This window comes from Neisseria weixii (assembly GCF_042658245.1).
In the GTDB taxonomy this organism is placed as follows: domain Bacteria; phylum Pseudomonadota; class Gammaproteobacteria; order Burkholderiales; family Neisseriaceae; genus Neisseria; species Neisseria weixii.
In genome coordinates this window covers 1-26,655 of sequence record NZ_JBHSPY010000024.1, presented here as the reverse complement: position 1 = coordinate 26,655, position 26,655 = coordinate 1, and the positions used below count along the sequence as shown (strand labels likewise).

At 50.4% G+C, this 26,655-nt stretch carries 27 protein-coding genes and 2 pseudogenes; 19 read left to right on the top strand and 10 right to left on the bottom strand.

The features are described from left to right. From ACFPVS_RS10380 to ACFPVS_RS10365, 4 genes are all read left to right on the top strand, one after another. Positions 1 to 2,790: YadA family autotransporter adhesin (locus ACFPVS_RS10380; RefSeq protein WP_378595741.1), on the top strand; the 2,790-nt coding region annotated here is incomplete at its 5' end. Positions 2,791 to 2,956: 166 nt separating this feature from the next. Continuing rightward, complete coding sequence (locus ACFPVS_RS10375) at positions 2,957 to 3,265, top strand: IS630 transposase-related protein (RefSeq protein ID WP_096294440.1); 309 nt, start codon at positions 2,957 to 2,959, stop codon at positions 3,263 to 3,265. A 285-nt stretch (positions 3,266 to 3,550) separates the two neighbouring features. Continuing rightward, positions 3,551 to 3,790 carry a transposase gene (locus ACFPVS_RS10370; protein ID WP_269768614.1) on the top strand — a complete coding sequence of 80 codons (240 nt, stop codon included), beginning with the start codon at positions 3,551 to 3,553 and terminating at the stop codon, positions 3,788 to 3,790. Continuing rightward, the gene (locus ACFPVS_RS10365) at positions 3,791 to 3,982 is read left to right on the top strand and encodes a hypothetical protein (protein ID WP_123804787.1); all 192 of its coding nucleotides are present in this window, start codon (positions 3,791 to 3,793) and stop codon (positions 3,980 to 3,982) included. Here the strand turns inward: ACFPVS_RS10365 and ACFPVS_RS10360 are convergent. Together ACFPVS_RS10360 and ACFPVS_RS10355 are read right to left on the bottom strand one after the other, a co-directional pair. After that, entirely contained in the window at positions 3,952 to 5,040 is a 1,089-nt protein-coding gene (locus ACFPVS_RS10360; RefSeq protein WP_096294441.1) for an acyltransferase family protein, read from the bottom strand. The two genes, ACFPVS_RS10365 and ACFPVS_RS10360, sit on opposite strands and share 31 nt — an antisense overlap. Before the next feature lie 189 nt (positions 5,041 to 5,229). Next, positions 5,230 to 6,876: an ABC1 kinase family protein gene (locus tag ACFPVS_RS10355; protein ID WP_096296052.1), complete on the bottom strand. Its 1,647-nt coding sequence runs from the start codon at positions 6,874 to 6,876 to the stop codon at positions 5,230 to 5,232. A 323-nt stretch (positions 6,877 to 7,199) separates the two neighbouring features. Here ACFPVS_RS10355 and ACFPVS_RS10350 point away from each other — a divergent pair, with 323 nt between their 5' ends. From ACFPVS_RS10350 to ACFPVS_RS10310, 9 genes and pseudogenes are all read left to right on the top strand, one after another. Continuing rightward, the gene (locus ACFPVS_RS10350) at positions 7,200 to 7,808 is read left to right on the top strand and encodes a C40 family peptidase (RefSeq protein WP_096294442.1); all 609 of its coding nucleotides are present in this window, start codon (positions 7,200 to 7,202) and stop codon (positions 7,806 to 7,808) included. An 18-nt stretch (positions 7,809 to 7,826) separates the two neighbouring features. Then, positions 7,827 to 8,039 carry a hypothetical protein gene (locus tag ACFPVS_RS10345; RefSeq protein WP_096294443.1) on the top strand — a complete coding sequence of 71 codons (213 nt, stop codon included), beginning with the start codon at positions 7,827 to 7,829 and terminating at the stop codon, positions 8,037 to 8,039. Between the two features lie 118 nt (positions 8,040 to 8,157). After that, the gene (locus tag ACFPVS_RS10340) at positions 8,158 to 8,721 is read left to right on the top strand and encodes a hypothetical protein (RefSeq protein ID WP_096294444.1); all 564 of its coding nucleotides are present in this window, start codon (positions 8,158 to 8,160) and stop codon (positions 8,719 to 8,721) included. After that, the gene (locus ACFPVS_RS10335) at positions 8,705 to 9,193 is read left to right on the top strand and encodes a hypothetical protein (RefSeq protein WP_096294445.1); all 489 of its coding nucleotides are present in this window, start codon (positions 8,705 to 8,707) and stop codon (positions 9,191 to 9,193) included. Before ACFPVS_RS10340 ends, ACFPVS_RS10335 begins: the two co-directional genes overlap by 17 nt. A gap of 120 nt (positions 9,194 to 9,313) precedes the next feature. Next, positions 9,314 to 9,660: pseudogene (locus ACFPVS_RS10330) on the top strand (CidA/LrgA family protein). A 22-nt stretch (positions 9,661 to 9,682) separates the two neighbouring features. After that, on the top strand, positions 9,683 to 10,342 hold the full coding sequence (locus tag ACFPVS_RS10325) for an LrgB family protein (protein WP_233572209.1): 660 nt from the start codon (positions 9,683 to 9,685) through the stop codon (positions 10,340 to 10,342). A 125-nt stretch (positions 10,343 to 10,467) separates the two neighbouring features. Further along, on the top strand, positions 10,468 to 11,688 hold the full coding sequence (gene argJ, locus ACFPVS_RS10320) for a bifunctional glutamate N-acetyltransferase/amino-acid acetyltransferase ArgJ (RefSeq protein WP_096294446.1): 1,221 nt from the start codon (positions 10,468 to 10,470) through the stop codon (positions 11,686 to 11,688). A 101-nt stretch (positions 11,689 to 11,789) separates the two neighbouring features. Then, positions 11,790 to 12,020 carry a hypothetical protein gene (locus tag ACFPVS_RS10315; protein WP_096294447.1) on the top strand — a complete coding sequence of 77 codons (231 nt, stop codon included), beginning with the start codon at positions 11,790 to 11,792 and terminating at the stop codon, positions 12,018 to 12,020. After that, positions 12,017 to 12,709: a hypothetical protein gene (locus tag ACFPVS_RS10310; RefSeq protein WP_096294448.1), complete on the top strand. Its 693-nt coding sequence runs from the start codon at positions 12,017 to 12,019 to the stop codon at positions 12,707 to 12,709. The genes ACFPVS_RS10315 and ACFPVS_RS10310 overlap by 4 nt, the downstream gene beginning before the upstream one ends. A 266-nt stretch (positions 12,710 to 12,975) precedes the next feature. Here the strand turns inward: ACFPVS_RS10310 and ACFPVS_RS10305 are convergent, their stop codons facing one another. Further along, a complete protein-coding gene (locus tag ACFPVS_RS10305) occupies positions 12,976 to 13,344 on the bottom strand; it encodes a DMT family transporter (protein ID WP_096294450.1) in 369 nt (122 codons plus the stop codon). Then, positions 13,296 to 13,721, bottom strand: coding sequence for a MarR family winged helix-turn-helix transcriptional regulator (locus ACFPVS_RS10300; RefSeq protein ID WP_096294451.1), 426 nt, complete (start codon positions 13,719 to 13,721; stop codon positions 13,296 to 13,298). The genes ACFPVS_RS10305 and ACFPVS_RS10300 overlap by 49 nt, the downstream gene beginning before the upstream one ends. 257 nt (positions 13,722 to 13,978) lie before the next feature. Between ACFPVS_RS10300 and ACFPVS_RS10295 the strand changes: the two are divergent. After that, positions 13,979 to 15,385 (top strand): annotated as a pseudogene (locus ACFPVS_RS10295) (chloride channel protein); the annotation flags it as partial. A 273-nt stretch (positions 15,386 to 15,658) separates the two neighbouring features. On the opposite strand, the gene ACFPVS_RS10290 reads toward ACFPVS_RS10295, so the two are convergent. The 5 genes from ACFPVS_RS10290 to ACFPVS_RS10270 all read right to left on the bottom strand — a co-directional run bounded on the left by ACFPVS_RS10290 (position 15,659) and on the right by ACFPVS_RS10270 (position 19,206). Continuing rightward, entirely contained in the window at positions 15,659 to 15,985 is a 327-nt protein-coding gene (locus ACFPVS_RS10290; RefSeq protein ID WP_096296053.1) for an NGK_0946 family protein, read from the bottom strand. A 42-nt stretch (positions 15,986 to 16,027) separates the two neighbouring features. Beyond that, positions 16,028 to 16,270 carry a hypothetical protein gene (locus ACFPVS_RS10285; protein ID WP_378595740.1) on the bottom strand — a complete coding sequence of 81 codons (243 nt, stop codon included), beginning with the start codon at positions 16,268 to 16,270 and terminating at the stop codon, positions 16,028 to 16,030. A 281-nt stretch (positions 16,271 to 16,551) separates the two neighbouring features. Further along, complete coding sequence (locus tag ACFPVS_RS10280; RefSeq protein WP_199721232.1) at positions 16,552 to 17,835, bottom strand: AmpG family muropeptide MFS transporter; 1,284 nt, start codon at positions 17,833 to 17,835, stop codon at positions 16,552 to 16,554. A 151-nt stretch (positions 17,836 to 17,986) separates the two neighbouring features. Next, entirely contained in the window at positions 17,987 to 18,793 is an 807-nt protein-coding gene (gene dapB, locus ACFPVS_RS10275) for a 4-hydroxy-tetrahydrodipicolinate reductase (protein WP_096294453.1), read from the bottom strand. Positions 18,794 to 18,807: 14 nt separating this feature from the next. Beyond that, complete coding sequence (locus ACFPVS_RS10270; RefSeq protein WP_096294454.1) at positions 18,808 to 19,206, bottom strand: outer membrane protein assembly factor BamE; 399 nt, start codon at positions 19,204 to 19,206, stop codon at positions 18,808 to 18,810. A gap of 217 nt (positions 19,207 to 19,423) precedes the next feature. Here ACFPVS_RS10270 and fur point away from each other — a divergent pair, with 217 nt between their 5' ends. The 3 genes from fur (at position 19,424) to dapD (ending at position 21,642) form a co-directional block, all read left to right on the top strand. Beyond that, on the top strand, positions 19,424 to 19,867 hold the full coding sequence (gene fur / locus ACFPVS_RS10265; protein WP_269768615.1) for a ferric iron uptake transcriptional regulator: 444 nt from the start codon (positions 19,424 to 19,426) through the stop codon (positions 19,865 to 19,867). Between the two features lie 71 nt (positions 19,868 to 19,938). Next, on the top strand, positions 19,939 to 20,661 hold the full coding sequence (aat, locus tag ACFPVS_RS10260) for a leucyl/phenylalanyl-tRNA--protein transferase (RefSeq protein ID WP_378595739.1): 723 nt from the start codon (positions 19,939 to 19,941) through the stop codon (positions 20,659 to 20,661). Between the two features lie 159 nt (positions 20,662 to 20,820). Beyond that, positions 20,821 to 21,642 (top strand): 2,3,4,5-tetrahydropyridine-2,6-dicarboxylate N-succinyltransferase, encoded by an 822-nt coding sequence (dapD, locus tag ACFPVS_RS10255; protein WP_096294456.1) that lies wholly within the window; start codon positions 20,821 to 20,823, stop codon positions 21,640 to 21,642. Positions 21,643 to 21,923: 281 nt separating this feature from the next. Here the strand turns inward: dapD and pgi are convergent, their stop codons facing one another. Continuing rightward, the gene (gene pgi / locus ACFPVS_RS10250) at positions 21,924 to 23,561 is read right to left on the bottom strand and encodes a glucose-6-phosphate isomerase (RefSeq protein WP_096294457.1); all 1,638 of its coding nucleotides are present in this window, start codon (positions 23,559 to 23,561) and stop codon (positions 21,924 to 21,926) included. Positions 23,562 to 23,981: 420 nt separating this feature from the next. Here pgi and ACFPVS_RS10245 point away from each other — a divergent pair, with 420 nt between their 5' ends. Together ACFPVS_RS10245 and ACFPVS_RS10240 are read left to right on the top strand one after the other, a co-directional pair. Beyond that, positions 23,982 to 25,010: a LacI family DNA-binding transcriptional regulator gene (locus tag ACFPVS_RS10245; protein ID WP_378595738.1), complete on the top strand. Its 1,029-nt coding sequence runs from the start codon at positions 23,982 to 23,984 to the stop codon at positions 25,008 to 25,010. A 178-nt stretch (positions 25,011 to 25,188) separates the two neighbouring features. Then, positions 25,189 to 26,517: an MFS transporter gene (locus ACFPVS_RS10240; protein WP_123804801.1), complete on the top strand. Its 1,329-nt coding sequence runs from the start codon at positions 25,189 to 25,191 to the stop codon at positions 26,515 to 26,517. Positions 26,518 to 26,655 lie beyond the last annotated feature (138 nt).

Below are 26,655 nucleotides of genomic sequence, written 5' to 3'. Positions count from 1 at the left end.
GCAGCGTTGAACAGCACCGACGGCAAAGTCGGCGAACCGGGCGTTGAAGACGGCAATAAGCTGGTAACCGCAGGCGATGTGGCCGCCGCAATCAACAACTCGGGCTGGAAAGCCAAGTCGGGCGGCAACAAAGCCGACGGCGACGAAGCTGAAAGCGAGTTGGTGAAAGCGGGTGGAGAAGTCGAGTTTGCAGCGGGCAAAAACCTGAAAGTGAAACGCACCGGCAAAGTGTTCACGTTTGAGACGCAAGACGATGTGTCTTTCAACAACATCACATTGGACGGTAATTTGACCGCAGGCGACAGCGTCTTCAATTCAGACGGCATCACCGTCAGCAACGGAGCGGCCGGCAACCCTGTGAAGCTGGGCAAAGGCGGTTTGGACAACGGCGGCAATAAGATTGCCAATGTTGCCGCAGGCGACATTAATGCCGCAAGTACCGATGCCGTCAACGGCGGCCAACTGCACGGCATCATCGAAAAAGGCTTTAAGATTGCTGACGGCCAAGGCAGTGAAGACACCGTGAAGTTGGGAGAAACCGTAACCTACCGCAGTGCGGGAGGCAACATCGTGACCACTGTCGGCGACAACAGCATCGACTTTGATTTGGCCGATAAAGTGACCGTAGGCAAAACCGCGGCATCCCCCGTAACCATCGACGGTACCACGGGTACCGTCGGCGGCCTGACCAACAAAACGTGGAATCCCGACAACATCGTCAGCGGCCAGGCGGCGACGGAAGACCAGTTGAAACAAGTGTCTGCCGTGGCTAACGCCGGCTGGAACCTGACCGCCCAAGGTGCGAACAGCAGCAATGTTGCAGCTTCGGAAACAGTTGATTTGAACAATACCGACGGCAACATCGTTGTCAGCAAAGAAGCCGGCAAAGACGAAGTCACGTTTAACCTGGCTAAAGACATCACGGTTGGCAGCCTGACCGCAGGCGATACCAAAGTAGAAGACAAAGGCATTACTGTCAGCAACGGCACGGCAGGCAAACCCGTAACCCTGACCAAAGACGGTTTGGACAACGGAGGCAATAAGGTTGTCAATGTTGCCGCAGGCGACATTAATGCCGCAAGTACCGATGCCGTCAACGGCAGCCAGCTGTTCAACAATGCCCGAAGCATTGCCGACAGCTTGGGCGGCGGTTCGGCCGTCAAATCCGACGGTACGGTCGGCGCACCGACTTACAACGTGGCCAATCCTGCCGACGGCAGCAGCAAGGCCGTCAATAATGTCGGCGATGCCGTCACTGCATTGAACGATGCAGTCAACAGCCCGCTGACTTTTGCAGGCGACAGCGGTACGGAATTTACCCGCAAGCTGGGCAGCAAAATAAATGTGAAAGGCGGCGCGGACGAAGCCAAACTTTCAGACGGCAATATCGGCGTAGTGGGCAACGGTACCGACACGTTGGACGTGAAACTCTCCAAAGAGCTGAAAGAACTTGCTTCTGCCGAGTTTAAAGACGGCGCGGGCAATACCACCGTGACAAACGGCACAGGCACGGTCATCACGCCGGCAAACGGCAATCCGGTAAGCCTGACCAAAGACGGTTTGGACAACGGGGGCAATAAGGTTGCCAATGTGGGTAAAGGCGAAGCGGACAGTGATGCGGTAAACGTGGGCCAGCTGAAAGAGGCGCAGGCGGCGGCAACGGCCAAAGTCGAAGGCGGCCGGGGCGTCAGCGTTACGCCGTCTAAGAATCCCGACGGAAGCAAAACGTACACCGTAGCGGCGAAAACCGACGGCACCACCATCAAAGTGGACGGCAGCGGCAACCTGACCGCCAATACCGCAGCGTTGAACAGCACCGACGGCAAAGTCGGCGAACCGGGCGTTGAAGACGGCAATAAGCTGGTAACCGCAGGCGATGTGGCCGCCGCAATCAACAATGCAGGTTTTACCGCCAAAGCCAACGGAGACGCAGGCGAATTGGTGACCCCGGGCGACGAAGTCAACTTCAAAGACAGCAACAACATCAAAGTCACCCGCAGCGGCAGCGATTTCACCATCGCGACGGCTGATAACGTGAAGTTTGACAGTGTTACCGCATCAACGGTGCAACTTGGCAGCGACGGTCCGAAAATTACCGGCAACGGCGGGAACCTTAATGTTGAGGGTAACGGCGGCAGCCCGGTCAAAATCACCGGTGTGAAAGCGGGTGAGGCGGATACCGATGCGGTAAACGTGAACCAGTTGAATAAAGCGGCGGCTGCGGTGAAAACCGAAGTGGCTGAAGGCAAAAACATGACCGTCACTGAGCATAAAGGCGCAAACGGCCAGACTGTTTACACCGTGGCGACTAAAGATGATTTGGCCGTAACCAGTATAAATGCAGGCAGTACTGTGCTTGACACCAATGGTGTAAGCATCGCGGTGCCAACCCAAGCCAATCCGCAAAATACGGTCAGCCTCAGTCCTATCGGTCTGAACAACGGCGGCAACACCATCACCAATGTTGCGCCGGGTAAAAACGGTACCGATGCGGTGAACGTGAATCAGTTGGTCGGTATGGGCAATCAGTTACAGCAAAACATCGATAATGTCGGTAAGAAAGCCTACGCAGGCGTGGCCGGTTCGATTGCCCAAAGCTCGATTCCGCAAGTTACCCGTCCGGGAGCGACCGGTATCGGTATCGGCAGCGGTTATTACGGTGGCGAGTCTGCCATGGCCATCGGCATATCTTCGATGAGCGACGGCGGCAACTGGATTATCAAAGGTAATTTCTCGACCAATACCGGCGGCCACATGGGCGTGGGTATCGGCGGCTTGTACCAATGGTAATAATTTAATTATGGTTTGAACTGACGCTTTGCGTTGGATAAAGGCCGTCTGAAAAGAAAGTTTTCAGACGGCCTTATATATTGCGCTCCGTCGGAGTGCATTCCTTTCATTTATGTAAATCCCCTTCTTATAGTCAAACACCTTAATTTCCGTCATAATTCCTACCATGACCTACTCAACAGACTTCCGCCAACCGGCCTTAAGCAAAATCAAACAAGACCGCTCCATCTACAAAGTTGCCAAAGAAATGGGCATTGGCCGCGCCACCTTGTCCGCATGGATACAAGATCCCGAACCCAACCCCTATCCTAAAGACAGAAAATGCCGAAAAATCAATCGTGAAGCACCCATGCAAGACGTTGAGCAATATCCCGACGACTTCCAATACGAACGTGCACAACGCTTCGGCTGCTCCGCCAAATCCATTGGTGCGGCATTAAAAAAATGGAACATCAGCCGAAAAAAAGACCTTTAAACACCCCAAAGCCAAAGAAGAAGTACGTTAACAATTCAAAACTCAGCTGCAAGCGTATAAAAGCCAACGACATCCCATTATTTATCTGGACGAAAGCGGTTTCAAACGCAGCAGCTGCCGTCCTTACGGCTATGCGGCCAAAGGACGGCTCTGTTACGGGCTGTTTGACCGGCACGGACACAACCAAACCAATGCATCGGTGCGTTGTATGAAGGGAATTTATTTGCCGTCGGGCTATTTGACTGTACGGTCAACGGAGCGGTATTTGACGCTTGAACTGAGCAGATGCTGATTCCGAATTTGCCTGAAGGCAGTATGGTGGTTATGGATAATGCGGCTTTCCATAAGGGTGAGGCACAACAGTTGCCGGAAGAGAAAGGCCATACGGTATTGCGGCTGCCGCCGTACAGCCCTGATTTGAATCCGATTGAGCGTTGCTGGGCGGCGGTCAAGTCGTTGCGGCGGAAATGGCGGTTGGATGATGCGGATGTGTTGTTTGGACGGGTGTTGGGTGTCGAAAATTAAGTGTTTGACTATACTTTTGAGCAACGGGTAGCTGTCGATATGTTTGCTCATCATGATTCGGGCTTGTTGGTGGAAGAAGCTGCTCATAAAAAAATTCCTCTGAATTCTTTAGGGAATTTAGAGGAGTTTTGGTTTTTTTGCAAAGGTGTTGGCCTAAAAGATTATTTAATGCCAAACAACCAGCGTGTATAGCGGTTACTGTCGATAATGAAATAGATGAAAAACGACCATAGATAGACGCAAATCGCCACCAGGAAAAAATAGCCTGCTGAAGTCAATCCGGCAATATCGGAATAGTAGCCGATCACGATCACCAAAGGATGGTGAAAGAGATAAATAATAATGGCCGAACGCACCAAAAACGCAGAAGCTTTAGAAGGGCGGAAATGGGCTTTAAAAAAGAAGCTGAATAAAACCCATGAAGTCGTCAATGCGGTAATGTGTTTCAAAATCAGATTGGCTGATTGAATCACAATGGAAGGCTTGGTTTCTGCTACGGCACCAATCGTGCTGTATTGGTACATTAAACAAACCAAAGCCATCATGCTGACAATTTTAAAAACCGTTTGGTCGCGTAATAAATTTTTCAGATATTCGCTGCGGTAAATTTGATAGCCCAAGAAGAAATAGATGCTGTAATGCAGCGTTCGTTCAATAAAATAATCAAATAGTGTATAAACCAGCGGAAATTCTTGCTCAGGGAAGATAAAGTACAATAAAAATTTAATGCTATAAGGGCAAAGCATATAAATGATGATGGCGGATATTTGTATCCAAATGTTACGTCGGTTAAACCAGTCTAAAATTTTGTCGATCGGTAATAAGGCACTTATCGACAAAATCATCAGCGTCAACAAAAACCACGAATGCACGATGAAATCCGATATGCCGATTTCCTGCCAAGGTTTGATGCCATGGTGAACGATAAACCAAACTTCAAATGTATTAATCAATAAAATGGAAGAAATTAAAGGTATCAATACCCGTTTGTAACGGCCTTCCATAAAATAAGCCGCCCCTTTTTTAATCAACACCATGGCAGAGAAAAAACCGGCGATGACAAAGAATGCTTCCATCCTGAAAAAATGTGTTATGTAGACCAAATCATGAATAAATTCATTGCGGTATTGGCTGACGTAGTTCCATTGGTAAAAGGGGTTGATTAAGGCCGCAGTATGAATCAATACCCCAATCAGCATGAGGCCGGAGCGCAATTGATCTAAACCGTAATAGTATTCTTTTTTCTGCATGAAATGGTTCTATTCTTATTGGATAAAGCCGATCGGAGACGAAGGCTAAAATAGAGATTAGATAAAGATTTCTGCAAAAGATTCCCTTGGGTAATATAAATTATGAAGCGTAATTTTTTCATAGTTGTTTATTTAAAAGGCCGTCTGGATGCAAATGACGTTCAGACGGCCTCATAATCACCATACATCTCAGTGACGCCCAGAGCGCCAAATCGACCACATAATCCACAAGCTGTTGGCGAAGGCCAGCAGGTAGCCGAAGAAGCCGATAAATTTGGGGCCGGTGTCTATGCTCATGACGATGGACGAACCGATAATCAACGCGGCGGTGACGATGCCCATGGTCAGGCGGTTGGTGGCACGATCGATTTGTTGGCTGAGCTGATCGAAGCGTTTGAAATCGAGCGTCACGCCCATTTGGCCTTTTTGTAGGCGGCGGCTGAGACGGAACAGGTTTTGCGGCAAGTCGTCAGCAGCTTGCAACAGGGTCTGCATATGGATTTTGCTTTTACGCAGGATGTGCTCGGGTGAGGCGCGTTCTTTAAAAGCATCGGTGACGATGGGTTTGGCACGCTCGAGTAGCTCGATTTGGCCGTCGAGCCGTTTGACCACGCCTTCGAGTGTAATCAGCGTTTTAAAAAGCATCACCAAATCGCCCGGCAGCGTCAGAGCGTGGCGGCGCATGATTTGAGTGATATCGTTGATGACTTGGCTGATGCGCAAATCGCGCACCGGCGTGTGTTCGTAGTTGAGCAGCATTTCCAGCACATCGGCACCGAGCAGGTTTTCATCAGGCAACTCTCCTTCCGCCCAGTTGCTCAATACATATTGCATGGTGAATTGGTCTTTGTGGGCGAGCGCGTTGATCAAATCGATGATTTCGCGACGGCGCGTGCTGCTTAAGTGGCCGACCAAACCGAAATCGATAAAGGTGATGCGGCCGTCTGAATTGATGAAGATATTGCCGGGATGAGGGTCGGCGTGAAAGAAACCTTGCTGCAGTATCATGGTAAACAAGGTATCGGTGATTTGCGTGGCCAAGCGGCTGCGCACTTCCGGCTCAAGGGTATTGATGTCGATGTTTTTCAGCAAGGTATCGCTGATGTGTTCCTGCACCAAAATCAGACGGTTGGATAATTCGGGATAAACCTTGGGAATGTGTACCGCCCCATTCAGTTCGAAGGTTTTGCCGAAACGCTGCATATAGCGCAGTTCGACCGATAAATCTGTTTCTTTGGCCAAGCTGCGGGCGAAATACTGCACCATCTGCACCGGTTGGTAGCGGCGCATTTCGGGAATCTCCGATTCAATCAGGCTGGCGATGTGGTTGAAAATGCGCAAATCGGCCTGAATCACGGGGTCGATGTCGGGGCGCTTGATTTTCACTGCTACGGTTTCGCCGTTGAGCAACACCGCCTGATGCACTTGTGCAATCGATGCGCTGCCGATGGGATGGGGCTGGATGGATTTGAAAATTTCCCTTGTAGGCCGACCCAGCTGCGATTCGATCAGCTTGTGGATATTGGTAACCGGAATCGGTGCCACATTGCTTTGCAGCCGTTCGAATTCTTCAATCCATTCCACGCTGAAAATATCTACACGCGTGGACAACACTTGGCCGAGCTTGATAAACGTCGGACCCAGTTCTTCAAATGCCATGCGGAACCGGCGCGGCGTACTCAAGTAATGGCTGTCGGGATCGGCTTTTTTGCGGTCGCTCTGATGCGCGAGCTTAATGCGCTGTACAAAGCCGCCCAAACCGTGTTTGGTCAGAATGGTAATAATTTCGCGCATACGCGAAAGGTCGCGCATCGCCAGCAGGGTGGGAATCATCATCATTTTTCAGATTATTTTTCAGCTTTGTAAAATTTGTTTATAAACAATATATTAACGAAATATAACTGTTACTTTTTTGCCAAGCGGGCGATTTTTTAATACAATCAAACAGATAACATTTAAAATACAGCATAACATAATAAAACAGACGGCATATAGGGCTTGTTGATGCCGCACGCTTCATCTGGAAAATACCGACTTTCTGCTGCATATGACTGCAAGCTTTTAAGCTTGCCGTTATTTTTACTGTATGTCGATAATTTTTCAAGCAGGCCGAGCATCAGCAGGTTGAAAGAGGCCGTCTGAACACTTGGAAGTAAGGAATGAACCTTTTTGCAAAATTAACGGCGCTATTGGCTTCGGCCTGTATGCTGTTTTCCGCTATGAGCATAGCGCATGCCGATGATTTGGAAAATATGCTGAACAACCGGCAGCAGATTCTCAATCAATTTAATCAAGACAACAGCAACACCGGCACACCGCTTATTCCCGTCCGCGTGAATCCGCCTGCGGCCGAGCAATCATCGGGCAGCTCCGATGAATTGATTAAAAGTGCCATGGGCCTGCTCGGTGTGGCCTACCGCTACGGCGGCAGTTCTGCAAATACCGGCTTTGACTGCAGCGGTTTTATGCAGCATATCTTCCGCCGTGCCATGGGCTTGGGTCTGCCGCGAACCTCGGCCGAACAGGCCAAAATAGGCGTGCATGTCAGCCGCAGCGAATTACAGCCGGGCGATATGGTGTTTTTCCGGACTATGGGTCCCGGCCGTATTTCCCACGTCGGGCTCTATATCGGCGGCAACCGTTTCATCCATGCGCCGCGAACGGGAAAGAGGATCGAAATCAGCAGCCTGGGCAATAAATACTGGAATTCGAAATACGCTTTCGGCCGGCGTGTGAAGAAAAGCGATCCGTCGCGTTTTTTAAATTAAACAAGGAAATATTGCAGTATGGGTATGCCCGAAATGCCGAAATGGTACGGCGACGACGGTCAGATTGTGTCATGCACCGAAAAAGTGAAGGTGATGGACGAAAACATGAGCGAGCTGTATCAAATGGCACAAGATGCGTTTGAAGATGCACTGTTGATGGGTTGCGGCGAAGAGCAGCTGCGCGATTATCTGAAGACCTTGATCGAAGGTTTGGAAAACCCATATCGCTGATTTTAGTGCAGGTGCAAAACGGCATTCGTAAAGAATGCCGTTTGGTATTTCAGACGGTTTCTTTCGGCTTTCAGGCCATCTGAAACGGTAAGGCCGTTTTCAAACGGGATTCCTAAAAATGCAGCGCAATGGCGCTTCTCCCTTTTCAGACGGCCTTATCCCGCGTTATGATTTTTCCTTAACAGCTAACAACTATGTTGACAGCGAAGGCATCAGCCCCACGCTCCTTACCGGCGGCAACGTTACCGACTTTGTGCATTTCCTGGTCGGTGCCAATCCCAGCACCGGCGGCTTGGGCAAAGGTTTTCTCTTAGGCAAAGGCTATTCCCACAGTGGCTATACCGGAGATGAAAAGGCGCCGACGGAATTTATTCAGGATGCGGCAGGAAACAAAATCTTATTCAAAGGTAAGGAAATAGAAAATCCGCTCTATGATGAATATATCAAAATCTGGCCGGAGCCTACTAAGGAAAATGACAGCAATGCCTCGCTGCCTGTGGCCACGGTCAAAGGTGCAAACGGCGATATTTACTTCGTAGGGCGCGACGGTAAAGCCAGGATTGTGGATACAAGAACCAATCAAGTCACACAAAGCGGCAAAGATTTCGAGATTTTGACCACGCCCAAAGGCACGCGCTATTTTGAATTTGAAGGGAGAAAATACCATGCAGACCCGTTTTAAAAAATTGACCGTTACTACGGCGGCTGCCGTATTTCTAGCATCCTGTTCTGTGATTGAAACTCTTGATAAAAGGTTTGTCTATTGGTGGAATAACGGCTCTGCCACTAGGCCTTACGATAAAGAGGAAAAGGCCTATTATGCGCAGGAAACGGAGGCACAGAAGGAAAATAGGAAAATAAATGCGGTATATTGCAATGAATTGGGATTTCTGCCTGAAAATAGAATATATAATGAGTATCGTAAAAATGGAATGAGTAATGATCATTTTTTTCATCAATGTATGAAGGATAGCGGCTCTCCGCAATATGAACCGCCGGATCTCAAGTGGAGAAATGACCAATATTGCTCCTATCTGGCTCTGCTGCCCGAGAACCGGATCTTTGACGGCAAATATAAATACGGCAAATTTAATTCCGCCTTATATGATAAATGTATGCGGGACAGGGGCACACCGGTAGAACAGCAGCAATGACGATAGCCGGAATAACATTGCTTTGAACAAGAATGACATGGCGGATTGCAGGCGGCTTCCGTGTCGCAGCTTCATGCAAAGGCCGCCTCAAAACATTCGGCGGATAGGATAAGGATTATCATGAACTTCATCGGTGCGTTGCTCATCGTTTTAGGTTGTTTGGCCGTAGGTGAGGGCTGTGGGTATTGTCCTGCGGCATCAAGCTGCCGGGCAGTATTGTCGGCATGGGCGTTTTGTTCGGCCTGCTGAAACTGGGCTGGGTCAAGGTCTCATGGGTGAAGCAGCTTTCGGATACCCTGATGGCGAATCTGACTCTGTTCCTCGTGCCTCCTTGCGTGGCCATCATCAGCTATTTAGATTTGATTGCCGACGACTGGTTTCCGATTTTGACGGCGGCGGTGCTGAGCACCTTGTGTGTGTTGCTGGCAACAGGTAAAGTACACGAATGGACGCGGAGGTGGATGTAATGGAAATTTCCATACACCGAGCTTGCTGCTGTTTCTGACGCTGGCGGTGTTCGGCTTGGCCAACATCATCCGCGTGCGCACCGGCAATATGTTGTGTAATCCGGTACTTATCAGCACTGTGGTAATGATTGCGTATTTGAAGCTGTTCCGCATCGATTACGAAGCTTATCACGAAGCCGCACAGTATATCGATTTTTGGCTCAAGCCTACGGTGGTGGTATTGGCCGTGCCACTGTTTTTGAACTGGAAAAAAATCCGCAATCAGTGGTTGCCGATTTTGTTGTCGCAACTGGCCGGCAGCGTCACCGGCATTGTGACCGGCGTGTATCTGGCCAAATGGTTCGGCGCGAATGGGGAAGTCACCTTATCCTTGGCGGCCAAATCGGTCACCAACCCGATTGCGATTGAAATCACCAAATCCATCGTCGGTATTCCGGCGATTACCGCAGCCACCGTGATTATTGCCGGTTTGTTCGGGCAGATGGCCGGCTACAAAATGCTGCATGTCGGCACGGTACACAAACCTTCTTCTGTCGGCATGTCGCTGGGTACCGCTTCGCACGCCATGGGGATTACCGTATCGATGGAACACAGCCGCCGCATGGCCGCGTATGCCGGTTTGGGTTTGACGCTTAATGGCGTGCTGACCGCGCTGATTGTGCCGGTGCTCATGGGCATTTGAATGCAATAGATGATGGTTCAGACGGCCTCTGCGTCAAATAGGCCGTCTGAAAAATAATAGGCGCAGATGGACATATCGCGCCATTGGTTAACGGTTCCAAAATATTTTCTACAAGGAGTAAGAAAATGGCAGTGAATCTTTCCGAACGACACGAAGGAGAATTGTTGCATATCGACGGTGTACAGGTATTTGTCGGTCAGGCCGGTGTGAAGAAACCGAATCACGACGATTTGACGTTGATGGTGCTCACCGGCAAAAATGCCGTCGGTGCCGTGTTCACGCAAAACCGCTTCTGCGCCGCACCGGTGTACATCGCCAAATCACATTTGTTTGATGAGGACGGCGTGCGTGCGCTGGTCATCAATACCGGCAATGCCAATGCCGGCACCGGTGGGCAAGGCCGCGCCGATGCGGTGGAAGTCTGCGCCGCCGTCGCCCGCCAAATCGGTTGTAAAACCACCCAAGTGCTGCCGTTTTCCACCGGCGTGATTTTAGAGCCGTTGCCTGCCGATAAAATCATCGAAGCCCTGCCGCGCGTGAAACCGGTGCATTGGAGCGAGGCCGCCCGTGCCATCATGACCACCGACACCATTCCCAAAGCTGCCAGCCGCGAAGGCAAAGTCGGCGAAAACCACACCGTGCGCGCCACCGGCATCGCCAAAGGCAGCGGCATGATTCACCCCAACATGGCCACCATGCTCAGCTTTATCGTCTGCGATGCCAACGTGTCGCAACCGGTTTTGCAACTGATGACCAAAGAAATCGCCGATGTGTCGTTCAACGCCATCACCGTTGACGGCGACACCAGCACCAACGACAGCTTCGTCATCATCGCCACCGCCAAAAACGGCCAAAGCCAAATCGACAATATCGCCGACCCGCGCTATGAACAGCTCAAAGCCCTGCTCAGCGGGCTGGCCTTGGAATTGGCGCAAGCCATCGTGCGCGACGGCGAAGGTGCAACCAAATTCATCACCATCGAAGTGGACAACGCCGCCGATCGCGACGAAGCGCGCAAAGTGGCCTATGCCATCGCCCATTCGCCATTGGTGAAAACCGCCTTCTTTGCCAGCGACCCCAACCTTGGCCGCCTGCTTGCCGCCATCGGCTATGCCGGTGTCGAAAATTTGGACACCGATAAAATCAAAATGTGGCTCGGCGATGTCTTGGTGGCCGAACAAGGCGGCCGCGCCGAAAGCTACACCGAAGAACAAGGCCAAGCCGTGATGAATCAAGACGAAATCACCGTGCGCGTGAGCCTCAACCGCGGCCAAGCCAAAACCACTGTATACACCTGCGACTTCTCGCATGATTATGTGACGATTAATGCGGATTACCGTTCGTAATGTTAGTGTGAATAAACAAGGTCGTCTGAATTTCTGAAATTTCAGACGGCCTTGTTATGTATATAATGCAAGTAGATCTTTTTTGAAAGCTGAATCCAATAATGAATGAAAACAATCTTTTGCCAAAATTGTTAAATGAAGTACACAGTTACCCTGAAGATGAGAAAGCATGGACGGCTTTGGCTTTATATTACTTAGAAAATGTAGATGGTCACAAAGATTTATATTATTTGCGAAAAGCTTATGAAACCAAAGATACTATTGAATCAACAACCAATCTGGCGCATTGGCTGTATTATGAATACGGTGAAAAAGATCAGGACTCAAATTGATTAAACAGGCGATTTTGCTTAATCCGCAATCATTTTACCCCTACGCAGCTTATGCTCAAATATTGTTTACTCAGCCGGATTATATGGATAATCCAGTACGCCTAAGCCAAGAAACACATCACCAGATTATTTTTTATAGTCAGAAAGCTTTGGAAAAATTAGAACATTTGCCTGCGGATATGCAAGAGCTGCAATATCTGCATTTTATTCATTTAAAAAACAATATAGCGGTGTCGAAAGCCATACTTGGGGAGTTGGTAGAGTCGGCAAAATTATTTGAGCAGTTAGCAAAGCATACTGCAACTGCCTGCGAACTGCCTGCAATTAATGTTTGCTTAGAAGATGTTGAATATCGTATTGTACGGAACCGAATTTATTTGGCACTGTTAAGAAGCCGCCGATCGGAAGCTTATCAATACCTGAGCGAAGCAGAACATCATCTCAATGCCGATGATTTAGATTTAGCCAGTATCTATGCGTATTTGGGTGATTCAGCACAATGGTTGAAATTTATTGATTTGAATGATCCGCCGCATGACAGTTGGCAGGGAATTTGGCCTGTCATTCATGCAGAATATCCACAAGTTTGGTTGAATTATCTCGAAAAAGAGATTCAACAAACGAAAGTATATCTACATGAAGCAGAGACTCATTTGAAAAAATGCCAAAACAGAAGAAGAACGTCGTAATTTTTCAGAAGATGTTATTTATCAACAAAAAGAGCTGGATAAATTTTGAAAAGAAACTGAAGCAGGGTAAACCGGTATCAATAGATACAGAAGATTTACGCGAAAATCTTATTTATTTTTGGAATTGTTTCTTATTTGGTTGTGCGAGACATGGCAATTTAATGGCCGACGATGAATCATAGAGCCATATGAGAATGATAGGATATTTAAAGAAAAGGCCGTCTGAACAACAGATGGCCTTGTTTATGATTCAAAATATTAAAACTTCAAGACGTGAGTTTCATCACAATCACCCCCGAGATAATCAGCGCTGCGCCGAGCCGGTGGCCGAACGAAGCGGGGTCGCCGAAAAAGACTACGCCGACTGCAAATGCACCGACCGCACCGATGCCGGTCCACACTGCATAGGCGGTGCCCATAGGAATGGTTTTTTGCGCGAGAAAGAGTAAAAAGCCGCTCACGCCCATGAAAATGACCGCCAAGGCAATACCTTGCCAACGCCAGCCGGGATGTTGGGCGAGTTTCAAACCCGGCGGCCAGCCGATTTCCATCAAGCCTGCGCTAATCAAATAAATCCATGCCGTGTTTACGGTTCCTGTGTGTGTCGGGCAACGATTTCGGTAAAGCGTTGCCATTCTTGGATAAAGGTTTCGGCTTGTGAGACGCCGAAGTCTCGAATAATGCCTTGTTCGATGTGTTGCAGTTTTTCGATGACGGGCAGGGCGGCAGTTTGTCCCTGTTCGGTCAAATGCAGCGTTTTGCCGCGTTTGTCGTTGGGGTCGGGCGAAAAGCGCAACCAACCCTGTTCGGCCAATTGGCGGCAGGCGGAAAAAACGGTTTGCTTGGGCAGGTTCCAATGCGTGCAAATGGTTTTTTGCGTGCAGTCGGGATAACACACCACGCCGTATAACACCGCGAGCGTGTTGTAGCTTAAGCCGTATTGTTTTGCCCATTGCTCGTAAAGCCGGGTTGAGCCTGCCATGAGGCGGCCGATATCGTCGATAAGGTTCATATCTGGTCTGAATGATGACTAATTTGGCAGGATTGTAGTAACGATTCGGACTAATGGCAAGATGCTTTGCGGCATAATTTTTTCAGGCTGCCTGAACAACAGACTCTTTGAAAAAGTAGCGCTGTGGATATTTTCAGACGGCCTAAAGCATTATTTTCAATGAAAAGGCCGTCTGAAAACCTGTTGGCATCAATCCTTGCTATACTTTTATTTCTCAACGTAATGCTGTTTGCAATCCCACTCAAATTGCCGAAACCATGCCGAAAAAGAAATCCCTTGGCTATCGAATTGCCCACAAACTCAAACAAACCGAACGTCTTTCCCGCAAAACCATATCGTTCATGTTTCTGTTGGCAGGCTCCGCGCTGGTGGCGCTGACGGCGCTGCTGTTTGCGCATATGGCCGAATATGCGCTGGAACTGAATGCGCATTTGGTGCAAAAACATACCTGGTTTGCGTGGGTGGTTTTGCCGCTCGGCTTGCCGCTGATTGTATGGTTGACGCGCCGTTATGCCCCTTATACTGTCGGCAGCGGTATTCCGCAGGTGTTGGCATCATTGAGTCTGCCGTATGGTGCGCAGAAAACACGGTTGATTTCATTCGGTCAAACCCTGCTGAAAATTCCGCTGACTTTTCTCGGTATGCTGGCCGGTGCGTCCATCGGTCGTGAAGGGCCGTCGGTACAGGTTGGTGCGGCGGTAATGACGGCGTGGGGCTCATGGTGTAAGAAACACAATCTTGCCTTTAAAGGTATGCAGGAAAACGATTTGATGGCTGCCGGTGCGGCCGGCGGTTTGGCGGCGGCATTTAACGCACCCTTGGCCGGGGTGGTATTTGCCATTGAAGAGCTGGGGCGCGGCGTGATTTTGCGTTGGGAACGACAAATTCTGCTCGGCGTGCTGGCAGCGGGTTTTATTCAAGTCGCCATTCAGGGCAATAACCCGCACTTTTCCGGCTTTCACGGTAGCGAATTGGACAATATGCTGACTTGGGTGCTGGCGGTAGGTTTGTTGTGCGGTGTGACCGGCGGCCTGTTTGCACGCATGCTGTATAAAGGTGCGGCGGCGTATGCACCGGAAAAAATCCGTGGCTGGATTCGCCGTCATCCGCTGATGCTGGCCGCCATTATGGGCTTGTTGCTGGCGGCTTTGGGTACGCTCTATCAAGGCCAAACATACGGCACGGGCTATCACGAAGCTTCCGGTGCATTGCGCAGGATGTACGATGCGCCGGTAGGTGTGGCGGCAGCTAAATGGCTGGCGACGGTGTTCTCTTATTGGGCGGGCATTCCGGGCGGTATTTTCACGCCGTCACTGACCATCGGCGCGATGTTGGGCGGGCATATTGCCGCCATCGGCCAATTGGAAAGCGGCATCAATGTGGTGGTATTACTGTGTATGGCCGGATTCTTGGCCGGCGCGACCCAATCGCCGATTACCTCAAGCGTAGTGGTAATGGAAATGACTGGCGGCCAGAATTTATTGTTCTGGATGCTGATAGTATGCATTTTCGCCTCACAAGTTTCGCGCCAATTTTCACCGCGGCCGTTTTACCACTTGGCCGGTATGCGCTTTCGCCAGCGCGTGCAGGAAGAGTATGCGGAGCAGAACAAGGCCGGGCAGGAAAAACCAGAAACCAAGCAAAGCGATGATTTGCCAAACGAAGCAGTTCGGGGAGAGGCAGAAAAAGTGGCGGAAGAGCATACGGCAAATGTAGAAGTAGACAACCAATCGCCTGAAGCGCAGCCGGCGGATGTGGAATTGCCGCCGGATAAAAACGGCAAAACCGGTTAAGCGGGTTGCTTGTCATCCGAGGCCGTCTGAAAAAATGTAGGGCAGGTCAATTCGCCGCATTTCCGATTCTGTTGACAACCGAACCAAATAAACTAAAAGGCCGTCTGGATAATTTCAGACGGCCTTTGCAGATATAGAGAAAGGTTAGAACCAGGCTTTAATGGCAGCCGCTGTAGCGGCAACGCCACCGACCAGGCCGACCGCACCGGAAGCAGTACCGATGGCGCCGTTGATTTGGTCGCGTTTGTTATTGCGTTTTTCACGTTCGAGTGCCAGTTCTTCCGAAACATTGGCACGTTGGCGGCGGTGCTGTTCCAGTTCGGCACGCGACAATTGTGCTTCTTGGCGGTTGCGGCCGGCTTTGATGGCGGCAGAGTCGTCGCCGATAGCCAAATTTCCTACTGAGCCGCCGGTAGCGCAGCCGGTCAGCAATACGGCAGTCAGGGTCAATGCAGTTACACTTTTTTTCATCATGTTGTCAGCCTCTGTTGAATTTGAAAATCGGAAAACGGATTAGTGCAGGATGTAGATTTTACGGTCTTTGTATGCGCGGTTGATGGCATCGGCCTCATCCATCATTTCCTGACGGCGTTCAGCGCGGCGTTCGGCGCGTTCGGCGCGTTCGACGTCTTGTACGCGGCGGGAATCTTCCACCATGGCAGCACGTTGGCTGTCGCTGATGGCCAACGTTTTATGGCCGTAAGAACAGCCTGCCAGCAAAGCGGCTGCAATCAGCGCGAAACCTATATTTTTCATACCTACCTTCTTTCTATGGGTTGGGAGACATCCGCCGTTTGGGCGGCTAAATTTGCGTGGGATTATAGAATTTTCATTCTAAAACATAGCTGGTAAGTAGTAAGATAGGCAATTTTCATAATTACTTCAAGCATAGTGCTTTCTTTTTTATATATTTTGTAGCGGTAATGTTGCGTTAAGGGGAAGAGGCGGTTTATGCGGTATGATTCGGAGACAAAAGGCCGTCTGAAAAATGAACTGCACCCCCAAAAATTTTCAGACGGCCTGCGGTATTTCGATATTTAAGCCGAGGGTTTTTCCGTGTGTTCCCCGTTCCAAGGCGCGACTTTAAACAGCAGCAGCATACCCGGGACAGCCAGGAAAAAACACAGCCAGAAGAAATTCACATAGCCCAGCCATTCGATGAGATAGCCGGCGGTGGCGTTGATAAACGTGCGCGGCACGGCGGCCAAGCTGGTAAACAGCGCCAATTGTGTGGCGGTAAACGCAGGGTTGGTTTCGCGCGCCATATAGGCCACGAATGCGGCTGTGCCCAAACCCACGCCGACAGCTTCTGCACCAATCACACCGGCCAGCATGATGCGTTCGGTGGCGGTGACCACTTCAAATTTGCCGAATCCGGCCAGCCACACGAAGCCCAGAATCGTCACAATCTGCACCAAGCCAAACAGCCACAGGGCTTTGTTGATGCCCAGCTTCAGCATCCAAATGCCGCCGATGATGCCGAAAATCACCGCAGGCCACAAGCCGGCGTTTTTGGCGATGATGCCGATGTCGGTTTTGCTGTAGCCCATGTCAAGATAAAACGGCGTGGCCAAGGCGGTGGCCATGCTGTCGCCGAGTTTATAAAGGAAAATAAATGCCAATACCAGCAGCGCCTGTCGCACGCCTTTACGCGTGAAAAATTCGCTGAAAGGTTCGACCACGGTTTGTTTGAAAGTACGCGGTGCACTTGGCGGCAATTGCGGCTCCTGCGCTAAAAACAACGTCATCAACAAGCCCGGAATCATAAACAGTGCGGTGATGATGAACACATTGTGCCACGGCATTATGTCGGCCAAAATCAGGCTGAGCGAACCGGGAACTAAAGCGGCGATGCGGTAGGCATTGACGTGGATGGCATTGCCCAAGCCCAATTCGCTGTCAGGCAGAATCTCGCGGCGGAAGGCATCCAGCACAATATCCTGACTGGCCGAGAAAAACGCCACCACCACTGACAAGCCCATGATAACCGCCATGTGCTGATGCGGATTCAAAAAGGCATAGGCCATTAATGTTGCCAGCAGGCCGATTTGTGTCACCAGCATCCAGCCGCGACGGCGGCCGAGAAACGGCAGACGCACGGCGTCCATCACCGGCGACCAAATGAATTTCCAAGTAAACGGCAGACCGATTAAGGCAAACAGACCGATGGTTTTCAAATCGATGTGTTCGCTGCGCAGCCATGCCGGAATCAGGTTGATGAGAAAATACAGCGGCAGGCCGGAGGTGAAACCGGTGAAAATACAGATCAGCATGCGGTGCGAAAAAATCTGCGTGAGCGCGCTGTTTTGAGATGAAGTCATAACGTGTTCTAACTGTTTAATTAAGGCGGTATTGTAACAAAATCAGCCACATTGCAGGCCGTCTGAATACAAAGATTTTTGGCAGCCAATCTGACAAAAGGCCGTCTGAAACTTTGATTCGTGTTTCAGACGGCCTTGGTATATCCGGCAATCAGTTTTTCAAGCCCAATACGTCCTGCATGTCGAACAAACCTTTTTGGCTGCGCGCCCATACGGCGGCGCGCACGGCGCCGGCGGCGAAGGTCATGCGGCTGCTGGCTTTATGGGTGATTTCCACGCGTTCGCCGTCGGTGGCAAACAGGGCGGTGTGGTCGCCGACAATGTCGCCCGCGCGTACGGTAGCAAAGCCGATAGTCGATGGGTCTCGCGGGCCGGTATGGCCTTCACGACCGTAAACGGCGCATTCTTTCAAATCGCGGCCGAGGGCATCGGCAATCACTTCACCCATGCGCAAGGCCGTGCCGCTTGGGGCATCGACTTTGTGGCGGTGGTGGCCTTCGATGATTTCGATGTCGTAGCCTTCGTTCAACACGCGGGCGACGGTATCGAGAATGTGGAAAGTCAGGTTCACGCCCACGCTGAAGTTGGCGGCGAAGACCACGCCGATTTTTTCACCGGCCGCTTTAATCGCCGCTTTGCCTGCCTCGTCAAAACCGGTGGTGCCGATGATGATGTTTACTCCTTGTTCCACGCATTTTTGCAGGTGTTTCAAGGTTGGCTCGGTGCGGGTGAAATCGATTAATACATCGCTTTGTGCCAATACGGCATCCACGTCGTCGGTGATGATCACACCGGTTTGGATGCCGCTGGCAAAGCCGGCATCCAAGCCCACGGCTTCGGAAGTGGAATGTTCGATGGCGCCGGATAATACGGTATCAGGGTGGTTGTTTACCGCTTCAACCAATACTTTGCCCATGCGGCCGTTGACGCCGGCGATGGCCACTTTTAATGCAGTCATGAATGTTCCTAAAATTATTGTGCGGCTGGGGCGGCAGCTTCGGCTGCGGCTTTTTGTTCCGCCTGCAATGCTTCGATGGATTTTTGGATGGCATCGCCTTCCGCTTTCACCAAGGCATTGTTTTCAAAATACAAGGTCAGGTTGGATTGCTCTTTAATCACGCCGTTTCGGCTGGTGTTGAAGGTGTAGTCCCAGCGGTCGGCATGGAAGGCATCTTGCAGCAAAGGCGTGCCCAGCAGCAGCTGCACTTGGTCGCGGCTCATGCCCGGTTGCAAAGATACAACGGCACGCGGATCCAATGCGTTGCCTTGCACGACTTGTAATTTGTAAGAAGGGAAAAGGGATACGCGCTCGGCAGAACAAGCTGCCAAACCCAGCAGGGCGGCAAGGGCCAGACATAAGGTTTTATTCACGGTGTACCTTTCTATTGAAATCGGAAAAAGAAAATGCCATCATCGCTTGAATAAGTTTAAAAAGCAAACGATAATCATCTTCAGAATGGAAATTTAGGAAGATTGCCCCGATATCGTATTGAGATAATGAAGATAGTTTATTGAAAACCTTTATAATCTCATAGTGGGCAAGTGGCCTAAAAGTGCGTATTATAACGGTTATTAGACCACAGGGGTATTGAATACTATGGAAAATTTCAGCAATATTGCGCAATTGAAAGACAGCGGTTTGAAAGTAACCGGTCCGCGCCTGAAAATTTTAGACTTGTTTGAAACGCATGCCGAAGAGCATTTGAGTGCCGAAGACGTGTACCGTATTTTGTTGGACGAAGGCATTGAAATCGGCGTGGCTACGATTTACCGCGTGCTGACCCAGTTTGAGCAAGCGGGCATTTTGCAGCGCCACCATTTCGAAACGGGTAAAGCGGTTTACGAATTGGACAAAGGCGACCACCACGACCACATTGTTTGCGTGAAATGTGGCGTGGTGACCGAATTCCACAATCCGGAAATTGAAGCCCTGCAAGACAAAATCGCCGAAGAAAACGGCTATCGCATTGTTGATCATGCGCTGTATATGTACGGCATTTGTGCTGACTGCCAAGCCAAAAGCAAACGCTAACCGCTATCTTCTCCATTCAGGCGGCCTCATCATGACGTGAGGCCGTCTGAAATTTTTCAAGCCTAAGCAAAATGAACATTCCTTTTTTGCCGCCACAAGATTACCGTTTTCCGAATCCTGATTACGCGTTGGCACATTGCGACGGCTTGGTCGGCGTGAGCGCGGATTTGGATGAAGGACGTTTGCTGTCGGCTTACTGCAGCGGCATTTTTCCGTGGTTTTCCGAAAACGGGCTGTTTTACTGGTTTGCCACCGCACCGCGCACGGTGTTGTTCCCCGAAAAAATCCACATCGGCAAATCATTGGCCAAAACCTTGCGCAACAAGCCTTATGTGGTGAGCGTGAACCAAGATTTTGCCGCCGTAATCGGCCATTGCGCCGCTGTGTCGCGGCCGGGGCAAAGCGGTACATGGATTGAGCCCGAGTTTCAGACGGCCTATGCGCGTTTGCAGAGCATCGGACACGCGCATTCGTTTGAATGTTGGTATCTTGATGAACAAGGCCGTCTGAAACTGGCCGGTGGTTTTTACGGCGTGCAAATCGGGCGTGTGTTTTACGGCGAATCCATGTTTGCCTTGGCGCCTGATGCGTCCAAAATCGCCTTTGCCTGTGCCGTGCCTTATTTGGCGGAACGAGGCATTGCATTGATTGACTGCCAGCAAGACACCGCACACTTGGCGCGCTTTGGTTCGGAGCAAATCGAATTTCATGATTTTCAGACGGCCTTACACAGGCTAAACGCCATGCCGTTGCCGAAGCCCATTGGTTGCGAAGTAGTGCGGACGACGCTTTGAATGATGAGAACGTCACCAATTTTTCAGACGGCCTAATCACGGTAATAGCTGACGAAACCGCGTTTACATGGCAAAATAATACGTCAGAACATTGCAACAGGCCGTCTGAAATCATGTTATGTGTTCAGACGGCCTCAACTTACTTAACAAGGAATCAACATGTCATTGCAAAACATCATCGAAACCGCGTTTGAAAACCGCGCCGACATTACCCCGACCAGCATGACGCCTGAAGTCAAAGAAGCCGTATTGGAAACCCTGCGCCAGTTGGATTCAGGCGAATTGCGCGTGGCCGAGCGCGAGAGCGTGGGCAAATGGAAAGTCAACGAATGGGCGAAAAAAGCCGTGTTGCTGTCTTTCCGCATTCAAGACAACGAAGTGTTGAACGACGGTGTGAACAAATATTTCGACAAAGTGCCGACCAAATTCGCCGACTGGTCTGAAGAAGAATTCCAAGCCGCCGGTTTCCGCGCGGTGCCGGGTGCCGTGGCACGTCGCGGCAGCTTCGTGGGCAAAAACGTGGTGTTGATGCCGTCATATGTGAACATCGGCGCGTATGTCGACGAAGGCGCGATGGTGGACACATGGGCGACTGTCGGCTCTTGCGCGCAAATCGGTAAAAACGTGCACTTGTCAGGCGGCGTGGGCATCGGCGGCGTATTGGAGCCGTTGCAAGCCAACCCGACCATCATTGAAGACAATTGCTTCATCGGCGCGCGCTCTGAAATCGTGGAAGGCGTGATTGTGGAAGAAGGCAGCGTGATTTCTATGGGCGTGTTCATCGGCCAATCGACCAAAATCTTGGATCGCGAAACCGGCGAAATCTACCAAGGCCGCGTACCTGCCGGCTCAGTGGTGGTATCGGGCAGCATGCCTTCTGCCGACGGCAGCCACAGCCTGTATTGCGCTGTGATTGTGAAAAAAGTCGATGCGCAAACCCGAGCCAAAACCAGCGTGAACGAATTGTTGCGCGGTGTGTAATCAGTGTTGGTTTGAAACATGAATGAAAAGGCCGTCTGAAAGATTTTCTTTCGGACGGCCTTTTTGTCTGGTTTGTATTTAAACAAAGGGAGATCTTTGTAAATTCATTCGAATACCAGAACACACATAAGCGACGTCATTCCCGCGTAGGCGGGAATCCATTTTTGAACCAAGCAACCTATTGAATAAAAAAGTTTCTTAAATACTAAGATAGATTCCCGCCTACGCGGGAATGACGGCAGTTTTGGTTTTTTTTGGGGCTATGAAGTTTTGCAAAGGGCTCAAAGAATCAGTCTTTGCTGGCACTGGCGGTAAAAACGAATCAAACCATTCGTCGAACTGTCGTGCGGCAAATCATCATTTTGCTTCAATTCAGGCTCGATGCTTTTTGCCAGCATTTTGCCGTATTCCACACCCCATTGGTCGAACGGGTTGATTCCCCAAATCACGCCTTCGGCAAAGGTGCGGTGTTCGTAAGCGGCCATCAGCATGCCTAAGTTAAACGGGGTCAGGCGGTCAATCAAAAAGCTGTTGCTCGGCCGGTTGCCGGGGAATTCTTTATGCGGCGCGAGGGCTTCGCGTTCGGCTTCGGGCAGGTCGGCCAATTCGGCGCGCGCTTCTTCCAGCGTTTTGCCTTTCATCAGCGCTTCGGCTTGGGCAAAAGCATTGGCCACGGTGAAGCGGTGTTGGCGGCCGACTTGGTGCGGCGTGGTCATCGGTACGATGAAGTCAACGGGAATCAGACGCGTGCCTTGGTGCAGCAGTTGGAAATAGGCGTGTTGGCAGTTGACACCTTCTTCGCCGAACACGATACCGCCGGTTTTGTGGCCGACTTTTTTGCCGTCAATGGTGCGGCTTTTACCGCAGCTTTCCATGTCCAATTGGTTCAGCCAGCTGGCGAAACGGCGCATATTGTGGCTGTAAGGCACGGTGGTGTGGCCGTCTGAACCGTAGAAATTGTTGTACCAAACGTGCAGTAAGGCCATCAATACGGGAATATTGCGGCGCAGCGGGGCGTTGAAGAAATGTTCGTCCATGGCGTTGGCACCGCTCAAAAATTCGCGGAAACGCGTTTCGCCCACGGCCACCATCAGGGGCAGGCCGATGGTTGACCACACCGAATAGCGTCCGCCGACCCAGTCGAACATGGCGAACACGCGTTCGGCCGGAATGCCGAAGTTTTCTGCCGCAGCGACATCGCTGGAAATGGCGCAGAAATGGCGCGCGATGCCCGATTCGGGCAGGCCGGCATCTTTATACCACACGCGTGCGGCGTGGGCGTTGAGCAGGGTTTCGGGCGTGCCGAAGGATTTGCTGGCGATGCTGAATACGGTGGTTTCGGGGTTGAGTTTTTCCAACTTTTGCGCGATGTCGGCATCGTCGGAATTGCTGATGAAATGCACGCGTACGTTTTTGCGGTAGTCATACAGCGATTGTGCGCACATCTGCGGACCCAAATCCGAGCCGCCAATGCCGATGTGGACGAAATCGGTGATGCGTTTGCCGGTGATGCCGGTGTGGTCGCCGCTGATGATGCTCTCGGCAAAGGCCAAGGCGCGGTCGAGTTCGTGATGGAGCTTGGGGATGATGTTTTCGCCGTCAACTACAATTGGCGCGGTGTTTTCAGGCGACCTTAAAGCCGTGTGCAGGGCGGCGCGTTGTTCGCCGGTGTTGATTTTGTCGCCACGCTGCATGGCTTGCATGACTTGGGGCAGTTTGGCCGCTTCAGCCAATTGACATAAAAGAACAAGCGTTTTCTCGTCAATGCGGTTTTTGCTGTAATCAAATAACAAACCGTGTAAGGTTTCGTGCATGTTGTCAAAACGCTGCACATTTTCGGCAAATTGGTCGCGCATGTGAATGTCGGCAGTGGCTTTTTGATGCTCGGCAAGCTTCTGCCACGCTTCGGAGAACGTCATATTTTATCCTTCGGTTCTAAATAACGGCAGGGACAAATCCACTCAAACTTCAATCAAGCAGCTTAAAGTTGATTTATTTAGCTCATTGAATTGTTGTCTGAAAATAAAATTATACTAGGTTAACAAATCATAGGTAGGGATTGTTGCAAAATTGTGATAATCAGATTCATTTTGATAAAATCAGGTAAACTCTTTTTAAAACGCAATGATTGTGCGCATGTGGTGACGTGTAGTGTAACAAAATTTTAAAAGGCGGATAACTTAGTCTTTTAAAAAGCAAAAATATTGAAATAACATGCAGAAAAATAGTGTTTTTACTTGATTCCCATCAAGGTTTTGTTAAAGAGTGTTATGACATCGATGTCTGTTGTGCTATTCTCCGTAATATTATTGAAATAACTCAGGTTCGGAAGTCGTAAGATGGCTACAATTTACGATGTTGCCGCTCGGGCGGGAGTATCGCCTAAGACGGTCAGCCGGGTGATTAATGGTGATGCGCCGGTCAGCGACAAAACGCGTGCCAAAGTGGAAACAGCCATTGCGACCTTGGGTTATATCCCGTCATCGGCGGCCAGAGTAATGCGCTCCAGCCGTTCGGGGATTGTAGGGCTGATTACCGGTGCGATTTCGCGCGTCGGTGATGCCAACCGCATTCATGGTCTGCCCGATGTCTTTTTGATGAAAGGTATTCAGCAAAGCATACGGGCGCAGGGTAAAACCTTGATGATCGCCGATATCGACAACCGAGCCGACATCGAGCCTTTAATCCGCACCTTTATGGAACACCGAGCCGAGGGCATTTTATATGTGGCGCAATATCATCAGGAAGTGGTGTTGCCTGATGTCAGCCATGCCTGTCCGATTGTGTTGGTGAACTGCTTCGATAAAACCGGTACCCCTGCAGTTTTACCCGATGATGAGCAAGGACAATATGATTTGGTGCGCCAGATTATCCGCCACGGCCACAGCCGTATTGCGTATTTGACCTTGCAGCCGGGCATTGAGGCCACGCCTTTGCGTGTGGCAGGCTACCGCCGAGCCTTGGCCGATGCCGGCATCGCTTTTGATACCGGTTTGGTGCAGACCGGCTATCCCGATTTTGGTTACGACAGCACGCCTTTGGTTGAGGCTGTTGTGAAATTGTTGGCCCTGCCGCAGCCTCCGACGGTGATTTGCTGCGGCAATGATGAAATGGCAGTGCGGGTGTACGGCATCTTGCGTACGCGCGGTTTGCGGGTGCCGGAAGAAATTTCGGTGGCCGGCTACGATAACCACAGCGCGATTGCCGAAACCCTGTTCCCGCCTTTAACCAGCACCGGGCTGCCGTATTTGCGTATGGGTGCGCTGGCTGCGGACATGCTGTTTGCCGAAGAAGTAAGACAAAGCGGCCAAATGTTGAAAGTCGTAGGGGAAACCATTTGGCGCCAGTCGGTGACCACTTTGAAATAAATATCGGAAAGATAAATAGACGGTAGGGGAAATAGGCCGTCTGAAACAGAATTCGTGGTAAGCAAACGAATCAGACCCGAGTGAGCGGGCGGCATAATAAAAAGCAGTACTCAGCCAACAGCTGCTTTCTGAAAAACTTTTTGTTTCAGTATATTAATTAGTCAGGAGTAAACTTCTCATGAAGATATCCCCACAAGTGGCGATGACGCTTCGCCAGATTATGCTGATGAACTTCGGTTTCTTCGGTATTCAGTATAGCTTCGGTTTGCAGCAAACCGCGATTAACCCGATTTTCAGTTTCTTAAATGCTGATCCCGGCCAATTGCCGATTCTGAATATGGCAGGTCCGATTACCGGCTTGCTGGTGCAGCCGATCATCGGTGCGCTGTCTGACCGTACATGGATTCCGGGCTTGGGTCGCCGTCGTCCGTATTTCTTGATCGGGGCAATCGGCTGTAGCCTGTGTCTGTTTATTTATCCGCACGTGACTGCGCTGTGGGTGGCTGTGTTGCTGTTGTGGCTGTTGGACATTTCCAATAATACCGCGATGGAACCGTTCCGCGCCTTCATCGCCGATACTGTGCCGGAACACCAACAAGCCAGCGGCTTCTTGATGCAGTCGGTGTTTACCGGTTTGGGTATTACCTTGGCCAACGTGTCGCTGTATATCTTTCAGCAAATCGGCTGGTTGCAGCAAACTTCAGAAGCGGGCATTCCTTACTGGGTGTTCGGTTCGTTCTATATCGGTGCCGTCTGCTCGATTGGTTCGGTATTGGTGACTGTGTTATCTACACCTGAACACGAGCCTTCTGCCGAAGAGATGGCAGCCTTGCGTGCGAAAAAAGAGCAATCTGCTATTGCTGAAATCTTCATTGCGATTAAAGAAATGCCTTTTGCTTTGTGGCAATTGGCTTTGGTGTACCTGTTCCAATGGTATGCGCTGTTTATCTACTGGCAATACATTTCGCACAGTATCGTGCAATCGGTGTGGAACTCGACTTCTACCGACAAAGCCGCTTACGAACAAGCCGTGGCATGGACCGGATTGGTCAACGGTTTCTACAACATCGTGACCTTTATTTCCGCTTTCGGCCTGATGTGGATGGCGAAAAAATACGCCGCCAAATATGTGCATGCGTTTGCCGTGACATTGGCTGCCTTAGCGTTGCTGACTATTCCGCACATCGGCAACAAATATCTGATGTTCGTACCGATGATTGGTTTCGGTATCGGTTGGGCTTCGATGATGGGTGTGCCGTTTATGATTGTGGTGCATTCGATTCCGAAAGAGCGTTACGGCGTGTATATGGGTATTGTGAACATGATGATTGTGATCCCAATGCTGATCGAAACCGTGACTTTCGGTTGGGTTTACGATACCTTCTTGGGCTCGAATCCGGCCAACGCCATGACTTTTGCCGGCGTATTCTTGGCGATTGCCGCCTTCCTGACCTTATTGATTAAAACCACCAACAAGCCTGCCGGTGCAGAAAACAGAGCGGCTTAATTAAAAGCTGCAGACATCAAGGTCAGGACCTTTGCAAAAAACCCAAAACTCCCCTAAATTCCCCCTAAAGAATTCAGAGGCGTTTTTTTATGAGCAGCTTCTTCCAGCAACAAGCCCGAATCATGACGGGCAAACATA